Source organism: Coprococcus sp. TM115-187, assembly GCF_027679115.1.
GTDB classification, from domain to species: domain Bacteria; phylum Bacillota; class Clostridia; order Lachnospirales; family Lachnospiraceae; genus Allocoprococcus; species Allocoprococcus comes.
In genome coordinates, this window is sequence record NZ_JAQEKS010000026.1 from 19656 (window position 1) to 40181 (window position 20526).

The window sequence follows — 20526 nt, forward strand, 5'->3', positions numbered from 1 at the left end:
CCGTTCCTTTTTTATTCTTCTTAAAAAAGCTAACGCTTTTATTTTTTCTTATCCGGCTTTGGAAGTTCGTCCACCATTTTTTCAATCAGTTGCTTTTTCACATACACATCAAAACTGAGATTACAGATAAAGGCAAACTTCTGAAGCTGTTCTCTTTCTTCATCATCCACACATACAAAAGAATTCTCAGCAGTCTCATACGCCTTACGAATACTATCCTGCAACTCTCCGATCCTGCTTTTTTCCATCTTACAGACTTCTTCATAGATACTTTCCATGTCAAATTCCGAATCCACAGCAAAATATTTGTCTGTCAGTGGCTTTAACAAAATCTCAATATCTTTGATTGAGAGCAGGTTCTTAAAATAATAGACAAAAATTAAAACCAGAAGGTGCTCTTTGGAATACTTTTTCTTGTTCGGAGGCGGAAGCAGATTGTTCTTCGCATAATTATTGATCATCGTTTTCGTCAGGATCTTATCATCCTCATAACGCTTCGTCGAACTGAGCTGCTCCTCCATAAAAGTTGTTACCTGATCCATATATAAATCTATATTCGGAATATCTACCGGATGAATATAATCAATTCTGCCGACACTTTCCAGGATACTGTTTAATAAATCTTCCGTATTTATCGTCATTCTTTTTCACCTCAATATAGATATTATATAGTATTAAAAACTAGATATCAAGTCTTTTCTCTATCTTTCATCCAGGCTTTTTTAACGTAAATGACGTATTAACAATTCACTTTTTTCTGTTTCCACATATTCCGTTTATACTGAATACATGATTTCAGAAGCTCTGCAGAAGTATTAACGATCAGTTCTTCCGGAAAATGACTTTCCTCGATCACCGGAAGCGCATAACTGTAATCTGCAAGATCTACATCCATATGTGCGTCGCTTCCCATCGTAACCGGAACTTCGTATTTCTTACAGTATTCCAGCATTTTTAAATCATTTTTCCTGGTATCCACGCGGAATCCGCCAGGTCTTAACGAACCGTTATTTACCTCCAGAACGGTTCCTGTCTCTTTTGCTTTTTTGGCCAGCTGTTCATAATCCACCGGATATCTTCCGTCATCCGGATGTCCAATAATGTGAATCAGCGGATTCTCCATTGCCGCAAGGTATGCCGCCGTGATTGCCTCTTCCGTCCGCTCGCCTTTATAACAAGGTCCATGAATACTTGCAATTGCAATATCCATCTGGCAAAGTGTGCTCTCCGGAAGGTCAACCTCTCCCTTTTCATTCATAATATTCAGTTCCACACCCATGAACAGTCTCACGCCGTACATTTCACGCGGTACGATATGCAGATTCTGGAAATAGAACTCATGACAGGTTCCCGGCATCTGCGGTGCATGTTCAGTCAGTGCAAATGCCTCCAGTCCTTTCTCTTTCGCCATCTGTGCCATCTCACGTATCGTATTGTATGCATGTCCGCTGACAATGGTATGTGCATGTGTATCTAAAACTATTTTCATCGGTATTTCCTCCTGCCTGCTCTTTGTCTGTGTTCTCACAGCTCATCTTTTCTTATATTCTTATGATAAACTGATTCTTTCTTTTTTACAATCCGTTTTTCCCCACTGTTTTCATTTCTAAAATTTCTATAAAATGTGCGGTGTTTTTGTTGTCACATGGTACAATAGACTATAAGAATATTTAACGAAAGAGGTTTTTTTATGAATCTTTTAGCAGCACTTGCAAGTGTACGGATCTTTCCCAGAAAAGCTTCCCATCAGACACTGACTACCCGTTGGGGAAAAGCTCTTGATCCGCAGCACATACTGGAAGAATATCCACGTCCGCAAATGATCCGCGATCAATATATCAACCTGAATGGAGAATGGAATTACACAGTTCTTTCAGAAAAAAATACCATAACCAAAGAAGGAACTCTTCTCGTTCCTTTTTCTCCGGAAGCCCCTCTTTCCGGTGCCGGTTTCCAGTTAAAGCCGCGCGAAAAAATGCTCTGTGAGCGCCTGCTGTCGGTCAAGCGCCTTCCTTCCGACGGATCCCGGTGCATCTTGCATTTTGGTGCAGTCGATCAGTATGCGAAAGTTCTGGTAAATGGAAAAGTAGTTGTCTCACATATCGGCGGATATCTTCCATTTTCTGCTGATATCACAGATGCTCTGCAGGAGGGTTGCAATACTCTGACTGTACACATTGAAGACCGTTCCGACACTTCTTATCACAGTGTTGGAAAACAGAAATTAAAGCGTGGCGGAATGTTCTACACCGCCCAGAGTGGAATCTGGCAGACAGTATGGATGGAATGGGTTCCGGCTGTCTATGTCAAAAAACTGGAACTCACCCCTTTATATGAAAAAGAGACGGTACACGTATCCCTTCTTTTAAATCATCCGATTTCCGGATGCAGCGATGCCGAAGCGGTTGTCTGTCACGTCAGAGACATGGACGGTCGCCTGATTTCCAAAGGGATCTGCACCAATCAGTCTGACTCTCTTTGCTGTTACTCCTGCTACTGTGACGTCAACAATATGCATCCCTGGAATCCTGATGATCCTTATCTTTATACAATTGAGATACAGGCAGGCGAAGATAAAGTCACCGGCTATTTTGCAATGCGTACCTTTACCATCGAACCGGATAAAAAAGGACTTCCCCGCTTCTGCCTGAACCATGAACCACTTTTTCTGAATGGAGTCCTGGATCAGGGATACTGGCCGGACGGGCTTTACACTGCGCCATCTGATGAAGCGCTGATCTATGATATCCAGACCATGAAAAATCTCGGCTTCAACATGATCCGTAAGCATGTAAAAGTCGAGACTGCAAGATGGTATTATCATTGCGACCGCCTTGGAATGATCGTCTGGCAGGACATGGTAAACGGTGGCACCTACAATGCTCCGTTCATGACCTGGCTGCCTGCACTCTTTCCAAAATTCAAGCTTCACACCAGTGACCGGATTCATCCTCTCTTCGGCAGGAAAAATGTACATGGCAGAGAAGAATTCATCCGTGAATGCAAAGAAACTGTCACTGCCCTAAAAGCATTCCCATGCATCAGCACCTGGGTAATCTTCAATGAAGGCTGGGGACAGTTTGATTCAAAAAAGCTCACTGCCTTATTCCGCGAACTGGATGACACCCGGCTCATTGATTCCGCCAGTGGCTGGTTTGACAGACGGCAGGGAGATTTCAAAAGTGAACATAACTACTTTGCAAAGCAGTTCGTAACTCCATCTGACCGCGCTTTCGTCATCTCCGAATACGGCGGCTACACCTGCCAGGTCAAAGGACATACCTGCTCCGGCAAGACATACGGATATAAAATCTGCTCTTCACAGGAAGAATTCCAGGCAGCCTATCATAAACTTATGTCTGAAGAAATTGACCCCCTCAAAGAACAGGGATTGTGCGGAGCAGTATATACACAACTCTCCGACATCGAAGATGAAATAAACGGGCTGATGACTTACGACAGGGAGGTTTGTAAGTTGTAGGTGGTTGACAAAGTTACGCACCCATGGATTCGGATTCACCCCCGCTCGCGCTTAGTCCGCAAACGTAGCGGATACTAAGTTCGATGATGTCTGACGACATCCTCTCACTAAGTACCGACGTTTCCGATGGGGTTCATTCCGAATGCATGGGTACTTGCGTTTGTCGCTCCAGTACAAGTTGTGCGGAGGCGCTTCGCTGCCGCACTGGGAAAATACTATTTCAATTTCAGTGGGATAGGTTGCTCAGGAACGTAAACTTTATACCTTATCAATATACCTCCAGTACTTCTGCAAATCCATTGCCACCACTTCCCGTCAGACACCACATCCAGGCGATGCGCAGCGGATGCCGTCCCCCCTGGTATTAGTTTTTGTGCGCTTAGTATGGTGCCGTCTTCCCCCCTTCGCCGATGCGGTTCTGGTGTCATAGCACAGCCCGGGGCAGAACGATAATTCTGCTGGCGGGCCCTCAAAAAACGCCGGCACTTAGTGAGGGGATAACGCTTGCGGGATCACCGAACTTAGTACCGCTGCGTTTTTTGCGGAGCGAAAGCGCGCCCGAAAGCAGAAATATCGTTCTGCCCCGGGCGTCCCTTTCCCACCACCTAACTCATCAGCAAAATCCCCGAAAACGGCGGCAGGTCCAGCGTCACATGCGTCCCTTTTTTTGCTTTTGCCGGCAATGTCTTTTTCTTTTTTGTATTTCCTCCATATTCATCCCAGTCCGTATCCAGTATCACACTGAGTTTTCCTTCTTCTTCGGTATCCAGTTCGTAATCTTCCTGTTCTTCGTCTGAGAAGTTGAATATCGCGATAAAGTTCTTATTTTTTCCTTTTCTTTTGATCGCATAGATACAGCGTTCTTCCTGATGGCAGTCCAGCCATTTGAAATTCTCCGGATCATAATCATGCCAGAATGCATCATTTTCCTGACCGATACGGTTCAGTTCGATCATATAACAGTGAAATGCATCATGGAGCGGATATTTTAGGATATCCCAGTCCTGCTCGCGGCTTTCATCCCACTCGCGAAGCTGACCGAATTCATTTCCCATGAAATTCAGCTTCTTACCAGGATGTGCCATCATATACAGATACATAGCTCTTGCCTGTGGGAACTTATCCTCATATTCTCCGTTCATCTTCTGGAGAATCGTTGCCTTTCCATGTACCACTTCGTCATGACAGTATTCCAGCAAAAAATGCTCATTATAATAATACATCATCGAGAATGTCAGCTTATGATAATCTCTGCTTCTGTATTCTGGTGCACTCTGGAAATATTCCAGTGTATCGTGCATGAAGCCAAGATCCCACTTGTAATCAAAACCAAGTCCTCCCTGGTCAACCGGTTTAGTAACACCTGGAAAATTGGTGGAATCTTCTGCAATCAGCATGGCTGTCGGATGAAGGGACTTTAGTCCCTGGTTCATCACCTTCAGAAAATCCAGTGTCGTTCCGTTAACACCCCTGGCCTCGTCACCCTGCCAGTAGATCAGACGGCTGACTGCATCCATACGGATTCCGTCAAAATGAAACTCACTCAGCCAGTAATTTGCTGCCGACTGTAAGAAACATCGTACTTCCCCTCTGGAATGCATGAAATTACAGCTTCCCCATTCGCTTTCACCTACTGCCGCATTTGGATATTCATACAGACAGGTTCCGTCAAATTCTTTCAGTCCATAATAATCGACTGCAAAATGTACCGGAACAAAATCCATGATCACACCAATTCCTGCCTGGTGACACTCATCCACAAATTTTTTCAGCTCATCCGGTGTTCCATAACGTGCGGTCGGCGCAAAAAATCCGGTATTCTGATATCCCCAGGATCCGTCAAAAGGATGCTCGGAAAGCGGCATCATCTCAATATGAGTATAATGATTCTTTTTTACATAAGGAATCAGAAGTTTTGCAAGCTCAATATAAGTATACCAGTCTGTCTGCCCTTCTCCTTTTTTTCTCCAGGATCCTGCATGGATCTCGTAGATATTGACCGGACTGTCAAATCCGACTGTCCGGTTCTTCATCCATTTTTCATCCTTAAATTTATAACTATAAAGATCCGTTAAGATTGAGCAATCTCCTGGTCTTAATTCCATCTGGAAGCCATATGGATCACAGTGCTCTACCCTTCCGCCATTTGCTGTGTAAATACAGTACTTATACAGCTGACCTGTCTTCGCCGGAATCGGCTCTGACACATATACACCGCTCTGTTCCTCCTGATACATCGGGATCTCTGTCCAGTTACTGAACTCTCCAAATACGCACACTCCTTTTGCCGATGGCGCAAACACACGGAAAATAAAATTTTCACCCTCTTTATGCGCTCCAAAATAACGATATACATCAAAAAGATGCCCTGTATAAAACTCCTTCCGCATCTCTTTTCCCCCTGTTTATTTATTTTTTTGAAAAGATATGTTTGATAAAAACATACATTACAATGGCAAATGCCATCAGATATCCAAACGCACCGATTGCCGGAATCCCCCACAACCTTGGCTGCATATTGGTTGTACAGATAATGCTGGAACTGATCAGAAGTGCCATCACCCACAGCCCCATTACAATATTCCGCACCAACCTCCTTAGCAACCCGGAAAGCTCATCCGAAGTATGAAGATCCAGATTGACTCTGGTCTGTCCTTTCATGTGCCCCTGCAGGATGTCTGCTGCAAGGGAAGGAATATCCATTGCCTTGTGAAGAGAACGATACAGTCTTTTTGCATCATTCTTTATCTCTTTTTTCCACTGTTCCTTCGTCAGAAAGCTCTCCTTCATCCGTGCCGCCGCAATCTCAACCATGTTGATCTGCGGACTGATCTCGGCAAGCACACCTTCCATATTGGCGAGTCCTCTTGCAAGCATAGTAAGTCCATGAGGCATGGAAATTTTATTTTCCTTCATCACTTCCATCAGATCCTGCATAACTTCCGCAATATCGATATCACCCATATCAATCGTTCCATATTTTGCCATCAGATTATTGATATCTTCATACAGCTTGCTCTGATCCGGCTTTCCGCGGAACTCGCCAAGTGCCATCACCGCTTCCTGGATCAGACCGATGTCATTCTCTGCCACACCTTTGACTGCATTGCTGATCTGTTCCCGGTCACGCTCGGTAAGTCTTCCCATCATTCCCATATCGATCCAGACAATCTTTCCATCACGGATACGCACATTGCCCGGATGCGGATCAGCATGAAAAAAACCATCCTCCATAACCTGGCGAATGTAATTATCTACAAGTTTTGTTCCAATCTCATTCAGATCATAGCCATTTGCCAGCAGATTTTCTTTATCGTTGATTGCAAATCCATCAATATATTCCATCACTAGCACATGGTTGGTCGTATATTCGCGATAGAGCCGAGGCGTTGTAACAAAAGCCACATCCTGATTGCGCTGGGCAAATTCTTCCATACTGGCTGCCTCCAGAAGGAAATTCATCTCCTGCTGGGTGACAGTCCAGAGCTCGTCCAGAACCATGTTAATATCCACCATGTCCTTGATCGTACCTGGCGGGACCAGCTTTGCCGCTTTGTGGAGCAGACTGATATCTCTGGACATTACCTTATAGATACCCTGCCTCTGAACTTTGACGACAACATCTTCCCCAGTCTTCAGAACCGCCCGGTGGACCTGTGCGATCGATGCCGATCCCAGTGGATGCACATCAATGCTCTGGAACACTTCGTTCCACTCATAACCGTAGGACTTGCGGATCACTTCTGCTACCTGTTCAAATGGCATCGGTGTCACCTCTGAATGAAGCCGCATCAGTTCTTCACAATAGCTTTTCGGAAGAATGTCGGAATGCAGTGACATGATCTGACCAAGCTTAATATAAGTCGGCCCCAGATCCTCCAGGATCAGCCGGAGCTTTTCCGGGGTAAGTCCACCGGTAATCCCATGTTTTCTGAGGACTGCTGTCATCTCCCGCAGTCTGGAACCATATTTATTTGACTCTTTTGACTGGTTTTTGTTACTCATTCATGTCCTCGTTACCAGATTCGATTGCTTCAACTTCTTTTGCTGCTTCCTCTGCCGTCTCTGTTTCAACAGTTTCAGCCGTCTCTCCTGCCTGTTCTACAGCTTCTTCTACTTTTTCTGTTTCTTCTTCAGAAACTGCTGCTTCACGCTCATAAATTCTTTCTTTGAGCTGTTCAATCTGCTCCGGTGTCATCTTATCAAGCAGCTCGTCCAGTTCTTCCGGTGAAGATGTCTTAACAGAAACATTGACATTTTCTTTTACAGTCTTCTTGATATTGTGGCGAAGTTCCTGATTCAGAACTTTTCCCTGTTCTACAGCTGCTTCTCCACGTTCTGCCATCTTATCCAGAACCTCTTTTGACTTTTCTGCAGTTACTGCTGCTGTACCAATCCCTGCAAGTAATACTTTCTTAACTCCATCTCCTAAACTTCCCATAACGTCTATCTCCTTTCACAATTTCAATCTGCTTTAAAACCCAAGGAATGTAAGTCCCTTTGGCAGAAAAATAATAATCCCGGCGATCGCTGCCATAATTGCTGCAATCAGAACCGCACCTGCTGCTGTATCTTTTGCAATCTTTGCAAGTGGCTTCCGCTCTTCCGTCACCAGATCGACCACCGCTTCTACTGCGGTATTGACCAGCTCCAGCGCCATGATAAGCCCAAAAAGTGTCAGGCAGATGCACCATTCCAGCGATGAGATCTTCAATATCACTCCGGCAATCACTACCAGAATCGCTGCCGCACAGTGAATCTTCATATTCCGCTCTTTTTTGATACAGGTACCAATCCCTTCAAATGCGTATCCAAAACTTTTATAGAGCGGATCTTTCTTCTGACTGTCCATATTTCATCACCTGCTTCTTATTATTGTCTTTATTTTACCAAATCAGCTCTATAATAACCAGTCTTTTCCGTATTTTCTTTCTATACAATCTGTAAAAATTGTAAATTTGTATTTGTATGATGTAAGAATCAAAATTCACTTTTGACATTCACATCATTTAATGTTGTGGCAAAAGGTATTTTGACCCCTTTGATACCAGATTGCTACGTGCTTTGCACTCTCGCAATTCTCATCATTTGTATCGAAAAAAGCGGAAATACCATTTCTGATATTTCCGCTTCTCTGTCAGTTTATTTTATCTCTAATTCATCCATCGTTGTTTCCGCATTCATTGCAAAAAGTACACCTCCGAGGAATCCCGGGAAAACAATCGCATATCCTGCAAATATGATCAGCCAGGATATTCCTTTTAACGCCACCAGACTGACAACTCCCCAAAGTGCTGCACCTATAACCCCACACAATAATGCATTCGTCAGCAGAAACCATCCTGTCATACTCTTTTTTCCATATTTTTTATTCTTCCAGAAATCCCACAGCTTTCTCATTTTACATCTTCCTTTCCAAATTCCTTACCTTTAACAGAATCTTAACAAAGGTATGTAAAATCCAAAGGATCTGCCATGTAAAATCTATGTAAGAATTTTAAATCACCTGATGCTTCAGCCACTTTCTGCTATGAAATCTCCACGAAAAAATAATCCCACGGAGTGTCCAGTCTGAAAACATTCCGATCCACACGCCCATCGCTCCGACACCAACTACCCGGATCATAAATACGCTGAGGCAAAAACGGCACAGCCACATCGTCGTGCAAGATGTGAGCATTGAAAATTTCACATCCCCGGCTGCGCGCATACCATAGCCCGGGATAAATGCCATAATCCATACCAATGGCTTTACAATCGTGATCCACATCGTCATATGGATACACATATCCGCACTTTCTTTTTCCATACCACCAAGGATCGTGATCGGTTTTGTCAGTACAAATACACTCAGACAGCTGATGATCAGAATCACTTCCGCAATCATACAAAGCTTTTTGATATAGTAAACCGCTTCATCTTTTCTGCCAGCCCCAATACACTGTCCAACAATCGTCATCAACCCAACGCCAACTCCGATTGCTGCAATTCCATTCAGATTTTCCAGAATACTCGTCATTGCCTGTGCCGCGATTGCCACTGTGCCGAGCGTTGATACGGAGGACTGAATCGCAAGCTTTCCAAGCTGGAACATACTGTTCTCTACCCCTGAAGGGATACCGATACTTAAAATTCTCCGGATCATCCGGAAGTCTGGACGGATTTTCAGATAATCACGCACCACGATCGGCTGCCTGTCCTGACGCAGCTGGGTCAGAACTACAACTGCACAGAAAACACGTGAAATCAGAGTTGCAAGTGCTGCCCCTGCAACACCCATATGAAATCCCCAGATCAGCATTGCATTTCCTGCAATGTTCATCACATTGGATATCATGGAAATGAGCATCGGACCTTTCGTATTATCCTGTGCCCTGAAAATCGATGCTGCCGAATCATAAGCTGCGATAAACGGAAAGGACAGTGCCGTGTAGAAGAAATAAATTTCCGACGCACGCATGACCTCCGCCTCCACTGATCCAAAGATCAGACGCAGCATCGGCTTTTGGAAAACAAGACAAATCAGGCTGATCACAACCGAAATTGCCGTAATAATAAACAGCACCTGCCTTGCGGATTCATTTGCCCGCTTCACATTCTTCTGTCCGATATACTGTGCACAGACGATCGCGCCTCCTGCCGCCAGCGCAGAAAACGCCTGGATCACCAGCACATTGATCGAATCCACCAGCGATACTGCTGAAATCGCCGCAGATCCCACATTGCTTACCATCATTGTGTCCGCTGTTCCCATGATGGAGTTCAGAAGCTGTTCCAGAACAACCGGTATTAGAAGATTTGCAATCATTTTATTTGTGAACATATGCTTTTGTTCCATTTTCTTTTAACTCCCTTTTTCCTCTGCTTCTCTCTTACTTCATTCCTGATTTCAAATAATTTCCAAAAAATCCCTTTGCTATTATGGTCTTCTTAAACTCAGAATGCAAGTATTTTTTTGCCCTGATGCGTTTAACAGACGGCTTTCTTTCTATCTCACATAGTTTTCAAACCCAAATGAGGCAGAAACCGTTTTTTTCATACATACTTTCTACCTATCAGCACATACTTATCTTATCCTGCCGGCAGTTTTTAAGATTTTCACTTTTTTCTGCCTGTGCCATATCAGATAAGGAGGTCCCCATGAAAAAAGAAAAACATTCTGATATTTCATCCCGCAAAAAATCCAATCAGAAGATCATCGATTCCTACGATTATCTGTCTAATGCAGCATCTGCGCAGGACTGCACCGGTCTGATCCCTGTCGGTCCCACAAACAGAGCTGAGCTGGAATCCTACGAAGAAGTCTATCATTATCGACCGCCAAAAATTGATCCGGAGAAATGTGAGTGACTTCTATCAATCAAATAAGGAACGGTTTCGCTCTTTTTGTCCGAAACCGTTCCTTATATTTACGCTGGTAACTACTACTATAACATGAAAAAGCATAGAACATCCTTTGTCTCATTTTCTACAAAAATCATCCCGGTAAATTTCTGGTATCCTGCCTTTTTCGCCATCTCCAAAGAAACCCGCAGGCGCTCGATTTCCCGGCTGCGCAGCTTTTCAAAATGTTCGATCGTATCTTTTCCTTCATAACAATAGCCCTTTGTTCCAACCAGGGCATATTCGCCATAAGAATAAAAATTATTCTGGAGAAATTCCAGACGTTCGGAAAACAATTCCTTCATTTGCACCAAGATAAACGGTAATCTTCATCTTCTATTCCTCATCAAAATCTACTTCAAATACGCCTTCCGGTGTCTTCATGGTCAGGATTCCAAGATTAAAATCATCATCCTGAATCGTGATATGATATTCAAACACAACATCATCATCAAATTTGGAAAGTAAAATATATTCTCCATTTTCCTTTCCTTCAATCTGATCACAGATATCATCGTATACATCTTCTCCGGAAATCAGTCTCGGATATCCGGATAATTTGATTTTCTTTTCAATTGCTTCATATAATTCGTTCATGCTTTCTCTCTCTTTCTTTTTTTCATTTTATGTTGTTCTTTTTACGAGAATCTGATCTTACATCTCCTCCCGAAATCGCACATTTTAATTTATGCTGATTTCAGCATAACATACCCGCTCTATATTTTCTATTTTGACCAGGTCAGTTCTTCTTTCCCGGTATAATCAAATTTACCATCGTTTTTCTCTTCCAGCGCCTTGATCATATGATAGGTGTATTCATTATACGGCATCGGGATTCCAAGCTCTTTTCCCATCCGAACAAGCGCGCCGGAGAACATATCGATTTCCGTGTGGCATCCGGCATCCAGATCCTGCAAGGTCGAATATCTGGCTGACGGTGGGACCGCACTTCCACGTCCGGACGAGCTTTCGGTCTTGCTCATATCGATTCCTTTTGCCTGTGCGACTGCTTCCAGCTCTCTTTTTAATCCGTCACTGATTGCTTTCATGTGCACGCTGTCACGGTAACATCCAACGCCTGCTCCCAGAATCGCCTGCGGCAGATTGCTGCACACATTCAGGCAAAACTTGCACCAGATCTCTTCCTGAATATACTCTGTGGAGCGGAAATGAATCCCGGTATCTGCAAATAACTCTTCCACTGCTTTCACCCGCTCGCTGTCGAACGGCGCGGACGGTTCTCCGAAAATGATTCCAAGTGTGGTCGGTGGATCAAAATGATAACCGTCTTCCTCTTTATGTGAAGCCACTTTGATCAGTGCCGGTAACACATGCTCCATTCCCACTGTTCTGCCAATGATCTCTTCGCTGTCAATACCGTTCATCAGACTCATGATCGCCGTATGCTCGCCTGTTGCTTTTTGTATACTCTCCAAAGCACCTTCCAGTGAACCGTATTTCAAAGCAACCACCATCAGATCCACGTCATGTGCCTCATCCGGAGTCCACACTTCCGGATGGTAAGTCTTGCCATTGATCGCACATCCGTTCTTTTTCAGACGTTCTGCTCTTTCTCCTTCAGCGATCACTCCAAGCCGGATATCTGATTTTTCAGAAAGACCCCAGATCACATAAGAGCCTACTGCTCCTGCACCTAAAACTGCAACTGATTTTATCTTCATCTTCTCTCACCTCGTAAATTTTCTATTTTTCAACCTTTCGGAGTACCCTTGCCGGATTGCCGACGATTCCCGTCTTTTTCAATAAAATTCCAAGAACCATGACAAACGCCAGAGATGCTGCACGCAAAAGTACCGCTGCCATTTTGTTGTCCTCCTGATGTATGTTATTTTCTCTTTATCCCCGTATCGGTGTCCTAACTTCAATCAGATTGCCGTCCAGATCATAAAAACGGATCACTTTCTGTCCCCAGCTGTACGTCATCAGCCTGGTGACATATTTGGTTTCCGGATACAGTTTTTCTAATTTTTCAGTAAATGCTTCCATATTCCGCTCTTCAAAATAAAGTTCACAGGAATTATTCTCCGGGACAACTTCTTTTCCTGTAACATCCTTCCAGACTTTTTCGTCCTGTAAAACAAGTCCTTCTGTCAGAATAACGTTTCCATCATTGTCCAGAATGATATCCAGACCAAACAGATCATGATAGAATTTCTTTGATTTTTCAATGTCTTTTACAACAATCAGGATATTCCTTAATCTCATCTTCTCCTCCACAACCTGATTTTTTTACTCTATCAGTTTTTTTCTGATCTTTCTGGTAAAAAATAGGCTTTTCCTATTTAACTCCCCTTCCCAGTGGCACACCGTCATGGAGGATATCTTCCATCCTATGCACACGACGTTATCCGGATTGTACGGGATTTATTCGACACCTCCAGTGCAAATGGGTTCGCTTTCCTGGAATAGCTACCGCAAATACTTCTGTGTCTTTTCCATTACGTTTTTCAGGATATCAATGTTTTGTAAAATATTTTCTTTTTCCAATGAATGATTGGCATCCTCATACACATAAATCGGAACTGCCTGATTCTTTGAACATGCAATTACTTTTTTTACATCGCTCCACGGATCCGCAGTTCCAATAAATGCAATTGCATCATCATGTTCAAACATAAAAGTCTGTTCAAGCGGGGTATACAAAATCTGGCAGCATTTTATCTTATATTTCTCAGCATAAGCGGATGCAATAATGGTTCCTACGCTTTTGGAAATAAATAAAACTTCACTGTACTCGTCAAATGCGATTTCTTCAAGCTTCTTTTCTGCCTGCGCATACAAGCACTCAAATGCCTCTTGCATTTTCTTTTTATCGCCGCGTATATTTTTGCCATTATAGGAATACTCCTGCATGACTATCTTTTCATATCCATATTCCTGAACCAGTTTTCTTGCATAGTACAAAAGTGGCTTATCACAATGATAACCAATGCCTGGGAAAAATACTGCTATTTTCATGGCATCCTCCTGATTTATCTTTTATTTCCATATTTATCAAAATTTTTCCTGAGTGCAATCTCCGTCGGTATGATCGAACCCACCAGTGGAATCATCTGAAATACACACAGAATTCCACCGACATTTCCTATGGCATCATTAGACTTTCCCATAACCAGAAGTAACACAATTAAAGATACCACCAAAAGAATAAGTCCACAGATATACCAGATCTTTCCGCAATAATGATGTGCAAATACCCAGGTGTCCTGATTCTTCATTGACATTGATGTTCTGTAACCAAACACATAATTGATCTGATCCGGTGCTTTTTTCAAAAACATTTTTCCGAAACCGATCATTGTAAACGGAATCAGTAAATCCATTATAAGCATAAAAATCCAGAATCCCATAACCGCACCTCCACTATTTTATCTTTTTTCAGTTTTTCTCAGATACACACACCCCAAATGTCTTATGTTTCAGTTTACTCTCTTGGGACAAATTAATCAACAAGCCGTTCTCGGTTCTTGTGCATTTTGTGGTAAAAAAAAACTGGAAATTTGTGCAAATGCTGGTGAATTCGGTTCTCTATACAAATCAATTTTTAAGGCAGGACTCGCTCCTTTCGGACTTGCTCTGACTCCTAATATTTCACTGGTGATCATCAACCTGATATTGCAGAGCATAGGTGATGGAAGTCAGCCACTTATGAGCAAATATTATGGTGAAAAAAGGACAAATGACTTAACCGAAGCGAAACATATGGCTTATACTTTTGCTATTATTTATCTGCCATATTACTCGGATAAATTATATGATAAAATACTTTTAGTTGCAGGTTGTTCTGGAGTTTCAAAATCTTCAGCGGAGAACGATTGGCTATCAGATAAAAACACCAATTTCACATTTTTTGCATATCTTAAATGAGAATGTTATACCACTCAGGAGGACTTATGAAAAAAAATTTTATATCCTTACTTTTTGTTTCTGCTATAACTGTCGGCCTTTTATCAGCCTGCAGCTCTGCACCTGCCGATGATAATGCCACGAATCCTAAAGCTGAAACCGTCACTTCCCAAGCCAGTCATGACACCAATTCTTCTCCTGTCTCTGTGACACTGAACGAAGTCGCCCATTCTATCTTCTATGCCCCGCAATACGTTGCGATTGAAAATGGGTATTTTGCGGATGAAGGAATTAATTTGACTCTTGTTACTGGTTTTGGGGCGGATAAAGTTATGACCGCCGTCCTCTCCGGTGAGGCAGATATTGGCTTTATGGGAAGTGAATCTTCGATTTATACTTACCAGGAGGGTGCAAATGATGTCATCAAAAATTTCGCGCAGCTTACGCAGCGCGCCGGAAACTTTCTGGTCGCACGTGAAGAAATGCCGGATTTTTCATGGGATGATCTGAAAGGAAAAGACGTTCTTGGCGGAAGAAAAGGTGGCATGCCGGAAATGGTCTTTGAATACATTTTGAAAAAAAACGGAATTAATCCACAGAAGGATCTTTCTATCAACCAGAGTATTGATTTCGGTTCAACCGCTGCTGCATTTTCCGGTGGGCAGGCAGACTATACCATCGAATTTGAACCGAGCGCTACTGCCCTTGAAGCGGAAAATTCCGGTTATGTCGTTGCTTCTCTCGGCGTTGATTCCGGCTATGTCCCATACACCGCCTATAGTGCCAAAACAAGTTATCTGAATGCTAATCCGAACATCATCCAGAAATTCACCAATGCCCTGCAAAAAGGAATGGATTTCGTTCAGTCCCACACTCCGGAAGAGATTGCAAAAGTCATTGCACCACAGTTCAAGGAAACCGATCTCGCTACAATTACAACCATTGTCAGCCGTTACTACGAACAAGACACCTGGAAATCGGATCTAATCTTCAACGAAGAAAGCTTCAATCTGCTGCAGGATATTCTGGAAAACTCCGGTGAGCTGAAAGAGCGTGTTCCTTATGAAGAACTAGTTACGACTACCTTTGCGGAGAAGGCCGCCCACTAAATAAAAGCGCAGACGCTTCATTTTAAGCCAGCGTCTGCGCTCTATTCTTACATTTTAAAATTTATCCTTCTGAAACTCTTACCGGATATATCCCTCCTGATAAGCCTTCTGCTTATTGAATGTGTACATCTCCGCAAAGGATGCCTGTACATACGGATTTACATAAAAAATCGCAAGAAGTCCACAGGTAACCGCACTCAGCAGATACCATCCAAGGAATGACAAATCCATGATAAATGCTTCCATTTTTTCTCCATCCATCATCTGTTTACTGATCTGGAATGCTTCTTTGTAATCCATTGCCGGATTCTCAGCAATAATATATGGTACCATCAGATATTCATAATGCTTAACGATTCCAGGTACCACCAAAAGCAGACTCCAAAGTGCAGTAAATAAATCTCTTAAAAACATGGTAAGAACAATATTAACATAATGTCCGGAACGGAAACCGTCAAGCAATGTTCCGATTCCCGGCTGTGCAGTCTGGTTCAGGATAAAGAACCGGTATCCACCCATTTTCAGGAGATTACCTACAAATACTTTTGCCACAAGGACAATCAGTATTACTACCGTTGCGATTCCTGCAAGCAATCCGGTAATCATTCCCACATTAAATAAATTTCCACTATATATATCTGAATTCTCACTTACCCGTCTTGCACTGGATTCGCCAGAGACTGTGCCAAAGATTCCCATCAGAAGCGCAACTACAACGGCTGACACATAATTCTTCTTAAATGCCATATTACCTCTCATTTTAAGTTCTGCTCTATTCCACATCATATACCTCTCCTCCTTCGAATACATTGATATGATTCTCACTACCTATACTTTATCATCTGTAAATCTGTCAATCACTTTACTGATTTTCTATCTGCTCAGCAAGATCATTCAAGTACACCCATCTGTCCATCTTTTCTTCCAGTGTTGTCTCTGTTTCTTCTTTCTCTTTCATAAGTTCGGACAACTTCACGGAATTGGTGGCATTCTTAACCATCTCCCGATCCAGCTTTTCGATCTTCTCTTCCAGCTTTGCGATATCCTCATCAATCGTCTCGTATTCCCGCTGTTCTTTATAAGAAAATTTCAGCTTTTTTTCCCGCTGCTTCCAGGTCTTTTTGCTGTCAGACTCACCGGTCTGTGCAGAAGCTGCATCTGACATATTTTCTGCAATTGTCTGTCCGTCTTTCGGTTTTTCAAGCTCCACACGGATCAGATAATCGGAGTATCCACCTTCCGACTGGCGGATTTTCCCACCTCCATTAAATGCAAAAATACGACTGACAGTACGATCCAGGAAGTACCGGTCATGGGATACAATCAGAATAATACCATCAAAATGATCCAGATAATCCTCCAGGATTGTCAGCGTCTGGATATCCAGATCATTGGTTGGCTCATCCAGGATCAGTACATTTGGTGCTTCCATCAAAACACGTAGTAGATAAAGTCTCCGTTTCTCGCCTCCGGATAACTTTTCGATCCGCGACCACTGCATTGCCCCGTCAAAAAGAAATCGTTCCAGCATCTGGGACGCGGTAATCTTCCCGTCAGAAGTTGCAATGTACTCACCTGCTTCTTTTACATAATCAATGACACGCTTGGATTCATCCATATATTCATTCTCCTGCGAGAAATAGCCAATCTTGATTGTCTGTCCAATTTCAACAGTTCCGACATCCGGTTTTATGATCCCGTTGATAATCTTGAGCAGCGTCGATTTTCCACATCCATTATGTCCAATAATTCCGATTCGGTCTTTCTTCAGAAAAATATAAGAGAAATCTTCGATCAGCTTCTTTTCTCCATAAGATTTGCAGATTCCGGAAAGTTCGATTGTTTTATTCCCCATACGGGAAGCCACAGAATCCAGCATTACTCGCTTTTCTTCCTGAATATCTTTCATTTCCTGCATAGCATGAATCCGGTCAATATGCGCTTTCTGTTTGGTACTTCTCGCCCTTGCGCCGCGGTGTAGCCATTCCAGCTCCGTACGCAAAAGGCTTTTTCTCTTACGTTCTGTGGCAAGCTCCATGTTCTGACGCTCGGCTTTCAGACGCACAAACTCGGAATAATTGCCTGGATAGTTATATAATTTCCCATGATCAACTTCCACGATACGATTTACCACACGGTCCAGGAAATAACGGTCATGCGTAACCATCAGGATCGCTCCCCGGAACTGGATCAGATATTCTTCCAGCCATTCGGACATCTCATTGTCCAAATGGTTCGTCGGTTCGTCAAGGACCAGAATGTCTGCCGGTGTTAAAAGTGCCCGGACAAGTGCCACCCTTTTCTTCTGTCCGCCGGACATATGCTCAATCTTTTCAGCATAATCGGTAAATCCAAGCTGATTCAGCATAGACTTTGCTTCTGCCTCGATCGTCCAGCGGTTCAGCTCATCATAATTTCCTTCTGTTGCCGCGCGAAGAATTGTTGTTCCTGCTTCAAATACCGGCGTCTGCGGAAGATAGCAGATCTTCACCTGATTCCCCATGCTGATCGTTCCGGCATCACTTTCTTCGATTCCGGCAACGATTTTCAGCAAAGTGGATTTACCCATTCCGTTGACTCCGATCACACCGATTTTTTCATTTTTGTTGATTCCAAATCCCACATCATCCAGAAGCACACGATCCGTATAGGCTTTGGATACATGTTCCATTGTCAGTAAATTCATATATTTTCCCCTGTGATTCTCTGTTTTGTCTTTTTCCATTATAGCAATTTGTACGGGTGCTAGTCAATCCAAAGTATCTCACCCGGCACCGATTCTGACACGCAAAAAGCACAGAATCCTATCCGTTACCGGACAGTCCCTGTGCTTTCACATATCCCCATATTCTTTTTATCTTATGATGTGAGTGTCAAAAATAAATTTTGCCGCTCACTGATGTAATCAGATTGCTCCATTGCTAAGCAAGCTTGCATCGGCTTTCTGACCTTTTTGACCCTGGTATCATCATCTTATAAGAAAATATATTTCAGGATAAACAGTATTACCAGTACATACATCAGTACACTGATCTTCTTTTCTTTTGCTTTTCCTGTAAGTACGTTGATTACTACATAAGAAATCACTCCCATGGAAATACCTTCTGAAATACTGTAGCAGAATGGCATTGCCGCGATACAGATAAAGCACGGAATTCCTTCGCTATAATCACTGAAGTTAATTCCTGCCACATTGCTCAGCATATAGAAGCCGACGATGATCAGTGCCGGAGCTGTCGCAAAGGACGGAATTGCAAGAAAGATTGGTGATAAGAAAAGGGAAATTCCAAACAGGATCGCTGTTGTCAGGGATGTTAAACCTGTACGTCCTCCTTCTGTTACACCAGAAGCACTCTCTACGAATGTTGTTGTTGTAGAAGTTCCGAGTACTGCTCCAACTGTAGTTGCAACTGCATCTGCCATCAGTGCCCCTTTAATTCTCGGAAGCTTTCCGTCTTTGTCAAGCATGCCTGCCTTTGTAGATACACCGATCAGAGTTCCGAGTGTATCAAAAAGATCTACGAAAAGGAATGCAAATACTACAACAACGAATTCCAGTGAAAATACATTCTTAAAATCAAGCTTTCCAAATACCGGTGCAAGGCTTGGAATTGCAAGTCCGGAACTGAAATCCGGAAGCAGACTGTAGAATCCGATCTCCGGATTCGGTACATAAAGACCTGCTATCTGGCAAATGATTCCAAGTATCCATGTGATCAAGATACCCCAAAGGATATTTCCTTTGATGTTCTTAATCACCATGATTGCTGTGATCAGCACACCTATGATTGCAAGAAGTACAGTAATTCCAACGTTATTGAAGCTTGCTTCCACTCCATTTGCCTGATTATATGCATCTACGGAGAAGAGCTGTACCAGAGTAGATCCTCCGACAACGATATTGGCATTCTGAAGTCCAAGAAATGCAATAAATAATCCGATACCAACGCTGACTGCTGTCTTAAGACAAGCTGGAATCGCATTGAAGATCGCTTCTCTGACATTCGTCAGGGAAAGAATAATGAAAATAATACCCTCTGCAAATACTGCAGTCAGTGCAGTCTGCCATGAGTAGTTCATACCAATTACTACAGTATAAGCAAAGTAAGCATTCAGTCCCATACCAGGTGCAAGTGCAAATGGATAATTTGCGAATACTGCCATACACAGCGTACCGATCAGTGATGCAAGTGCTGTTGCAGTAAAGACTGCTCCCTGATCCATACCCGCTGCGGAAAGAATGCTTGGATTGACTGCCAGGATATACGCCATCGTCATAAATGTCGTAATACCTGCAAGAATCTCAGTTTTGACATCGGTGTGATTTTCTTTAAGATTAAACACCTTTTTCAACATATTGTTTTCCTCCTGCTGTCTGTCTCGGATATTCCCTCTCACTCCTTAAAATATCCTCGTACAATTTTCTTGTAGCAGAGAATATTTTAGCAAAAAAAAGAGAGAAAGTAAACACATTACTTTCTCTCTGATTTCTAACTCTTATTCGCTATTACTGTTCATAGTAGCTGTATACCGCAACTATTTGCTCTCTCTGATCTTCTTTCTGAGCAGAAGTACCATTGCAGGGGATACGGATAATTCGTCTAATCCCATGCTTAAGAATTCTTCAGTCAGTTCGAGGTCAGCTCCGAGTTCGCCGCAGATTCCGATCCATTTGCCTTCTGCGTG

Annotated in this window: 22 protein-coding genes; 4 read left to right on the forward strand and 18 right to left on the reverse strand. The window is 43.0% G+C overall.

Annotated features, from left to right (window positions below; translation table 11 throughout):
* Nucleotides 1–38 precede the first annotated feature (38 nt).
* The gene (locus PGW42_RS13415; protein ID WP_055262256.1) at nt 39–641 is read right to left on the reverse strand and encodes a DUF1836 domain-containing protein; all 603 of its coding nucleotides are present in this window, start codon (nt 639–641) and stop codon (nt 39–41) included.
* Between the two features lie 98 nt (nt 642–739).
* Nucleotides 740–1489 carry a phosphatase gene (locus tag PGW42_RS13420; protein ID WP_008369460.1) on the reverse strand — a complete coding sequence of 250 codons (750 nt, stop codon included), beginning with the start codon at nt 1487–1489 and terminating at the stop codon, nt 740–742.
* Between the two features lie 201 nt (nt 1490–1690).
* On the opposite strand from PGW42_RS13420, the gene PGW42_RS13425 reads away from it, so the two are divergent.
* Nucleotides 1691–3481 (forward strand): glycoside hydrolase family 2 protein, encoded by a 1791-nt coding sequence (locus PGW42_RS13425; RefSeq protein ID WP_270203853.1) that lies wholly within the window; start codon nt 1691–1693, stop codon nt 3479–3481.
* A gap of 605 nt (nt 3482–4086) precedes the next feature.
* On the opposite strand, the gene glgB is transcribed toward PGW42_RS13425, so the two are convergent.
* From glgB to PGW42_RS13455, 6 genes are all read right to left on the reverse strand, one after another.
* Nucleotides 4087–5871, reverse strand: coding sequence for a 1,4-alpha-glucan branching protein GlgB (gene glgB / locus PGW42_RS13430; RefSeq protein WP_118199040.1), 1785 nt, complete (start codon nt 5869–5871; stop codon nt 4087–4089).
* Between the two features lie 19 nt (nt 5872–5890).
* Nucleotides 5891–7486 (reverse strand): ABC1 kinase family protein, encoded by a 1596-nt coding sequence (locus PGW42_RS13435; RefSeq protein WP_270203852.1) that lies wholly within the window; start codon nt 7484–7486, stop codon nt 5891–5893.
* A complete protein-coding gene (locus PGW42_RS13440; protein WP_118199039.1) occupies nt 7479–7922 on the reverse strand; it encodes a phasin family protein in 444 nt (147 codons plus the stop codon). The genes PGW42_RS13435 and PGW42_RS13440 overlap by 8 nt, the downstream gene beginning before the upstream one ends.
* 33 nt (nt 7923–7955) lie before the next feature.
* Nucleotides 7956–8333 carry a diacylglycerol kinase family protein gene (locus PGW42_RS13445; protein ID WP_008369472.1) on the reverse strand — a complete coding sequence of 126 codons (378 nt, stop codon included), beginning with the start codon at nt 8331–8333 and terminating at the stop codon, nt 7956–7958.
* A 290-nt stretch (nt 8334–8623) separates the two neighbouring features.
* Entirely contained in the window at nt 8624–8881 is a 258-nt protein-coding gene (locus PGW42_RS13450; protein WP_055249282.1) for a hypothetical protein, read from the reverse strand.
* Between the two features lie 97 nt (nt 8882–8978).
* Complete coding sequence (locus PGW42_RS13455) at nt 8979–10319, reverse strand: MATE family efflux transporter (protein WP_270203851.1); 1341 nt, start codon at nt 10317–10319, stop codon at nt 8979–8981.
* A gap of 302 nt (nt 10320–10621) precedes the next feature.
* On the opposite strand from PGW42_RS13455, the gene PGW42_RS13460 reads away from it, so the two are divergent.
* Complete coding sequence (locus PGW42_RS13460; protein WP_022220316.1) at nt 10622–10831, forward strand: hypothetical protein; 210 nt, start codon at nt 10622–10624, stop codon at nt 10829–10831.
* A 77-nt stretch (nt 10832–10908) separates the two neighbouring features.
* Here PGW42_RS13460 and PGW42_RS13465 read toward each other — a convergent pair whose 3' ends face one another.
* The 6 genes from PGW42_RS13465 to PGW42_RS13490 form a co-directional block, all read right to left on the reverse strand.
* Nucleotides 10909–11169, reverse strand: coding sequence for a hypothetical protein (locus PGW42_RS13465; RefSeq protein WP_330677056.1), 261 nt, complete (start codon nt 11167–11169; stop codon nt 10909–10911).
* A gap of 31 nt (nt 11170–11200) precedes the next feature.
* Nucleotides 11201–11461: a hypothetical protein gene (locus PGW42_RS13470; protein ID WP_270203850.1), complete on the reverse strand. Its 261-nt coding sequence runs from the start codon at nt 11459–11461 to the stop codon at nt 11201–11203.
* 128 nt (nt 11462–11589) lie between these two features.
* Nucleotides 11590–12546 carry a ketopantoate reductase family protein gene (locus PGW42_RS13475; RefSeq protein WP_117558891.1) on the reverse strand — a complete coding sequence of 319 codons (957 nt, stop codon included), beginning with the start codon at nt 12544–12546 and terminating at the stop codon, nt 11590–11592.
* Between the two features lie 175 nt (nt 12547–12721).
* Nucleotides 12722–13090 carry a VOC family protein gene (locus PGW42_RS13480; protein WP_270203849.1) on the reverse strand — a complete coding sequence of 123 codons (369 nt, stop codon included), beginning with the start codon at nt 13088–13090 and terminating at the stop codon, nt 12722–12724.
* A 204-nt stretch (nt 13091–13294) separates the two neighbouring features.
* On the reverse strand, nt 13295–13843 hold the full coding sequence (locus PGW42_RS13485; protein ID WP_055249293.1) for an alpha/beta family hydrolase: 549 nt from the start codon (nt 13841–13843) through the stop codon (nt 13295–13297).
* A gap of 14 nt (nt 13844–13857) precedes the next feature.
* Entirely contained in the window at nt 13858–14235 is a 378-nt protein-coding gene (locus tag PGW42_RS13490) for an SdpI family protein (protein ID WP_117558887.1), read from the reverse strand.
* An 82-nt stretch (nt 14236–14317) separates the two neighbouring features.
* Here PGW42_RS13490 and PGW42_RS13495 point away from each other — a divergent pair, with 82 nt between their 5' ends.
* Together PGW42_RS13495 and PGW42_RS13500 are read left to right on the forward strand one after the other, a co-directional pair.
* Nucleotides 14318–14752, forward strand: coding sequence for a hypothetical protein (locus PGW42_RS13495; protein WP_270203848.1), 435 nt, complete (start codon nt 14318–14320; stop codon nt 14750–14752).
* A 26-nt stretch (nt 14753–14778) separates the two neighbouring features.
* Entirely contained in the window at nt 14779–15840 is a 1062-nt protein-coding gene (locus PGW42_RS13500) for an ABC transporter substrate-binding protein (RefSeq protein ID WP_055249297.1), read from the forward strand.
* A 78-nt stretch (nt 15841–15918) separates the two neighbouring features.
* Here PGW42_RS13500 and PGW42_RS13505 read toward each other — a convergent pair whose 3' ends face one another.
* From PGW42_RS13505 to PGW42_RS13520, 4 genes are all read right to left on the reverse strand, one after another.
* Nucleotides 15919–16623 carry a DUF975 family protein gene (locus PGW42_RS13505; RefSeq protein WP_055157747.1) on the reverse strand — a complete coding sequence of 235 codons (705 nt, stop codon included), beginning with the start codon at nt 16621–16623 and terminating at the stop codon, nt 15919–15921.
* A 79-nt stretch (nt 16624–16702) separates the two neighbouring features.
* Nucleotides 16703–18526 carry an ABC-F family ATP-binding cassette domain-containing protein gene (locus tag PGW42_RS13510; protein ID WP_270203847.1) on the reverse strand — a complete coding sequence of 608 codons (1824 nt, stop codon included), beginning with the start codon at nt 18524–18526 and terminating at the stop codon, nt 16703–16705.
* Nucleotides 18527–18813: 287 nt separating this feature from the next.
* Nucleotides 18814–20196 carry an NCS2 family permease gene (locus PGW42_RS13515; RefSeq protein WP_270203846.1) on the reverse strand — a complete coding sequence of 461 codons (1383 nt, stop codon included), beginning with the start codon at nt 20194–20196 and terminating at the stop codon, nt 18814–18816.
* Between the two features lie 180 nt (nt 20197–20376).
* On the reverse strand, nt 20377–20526 hold a 150-nt coding region (locus tag PGW42_RS13520; protein WP_330677057.1), incomplete at its 5' end, for a putative PEP-binding protein.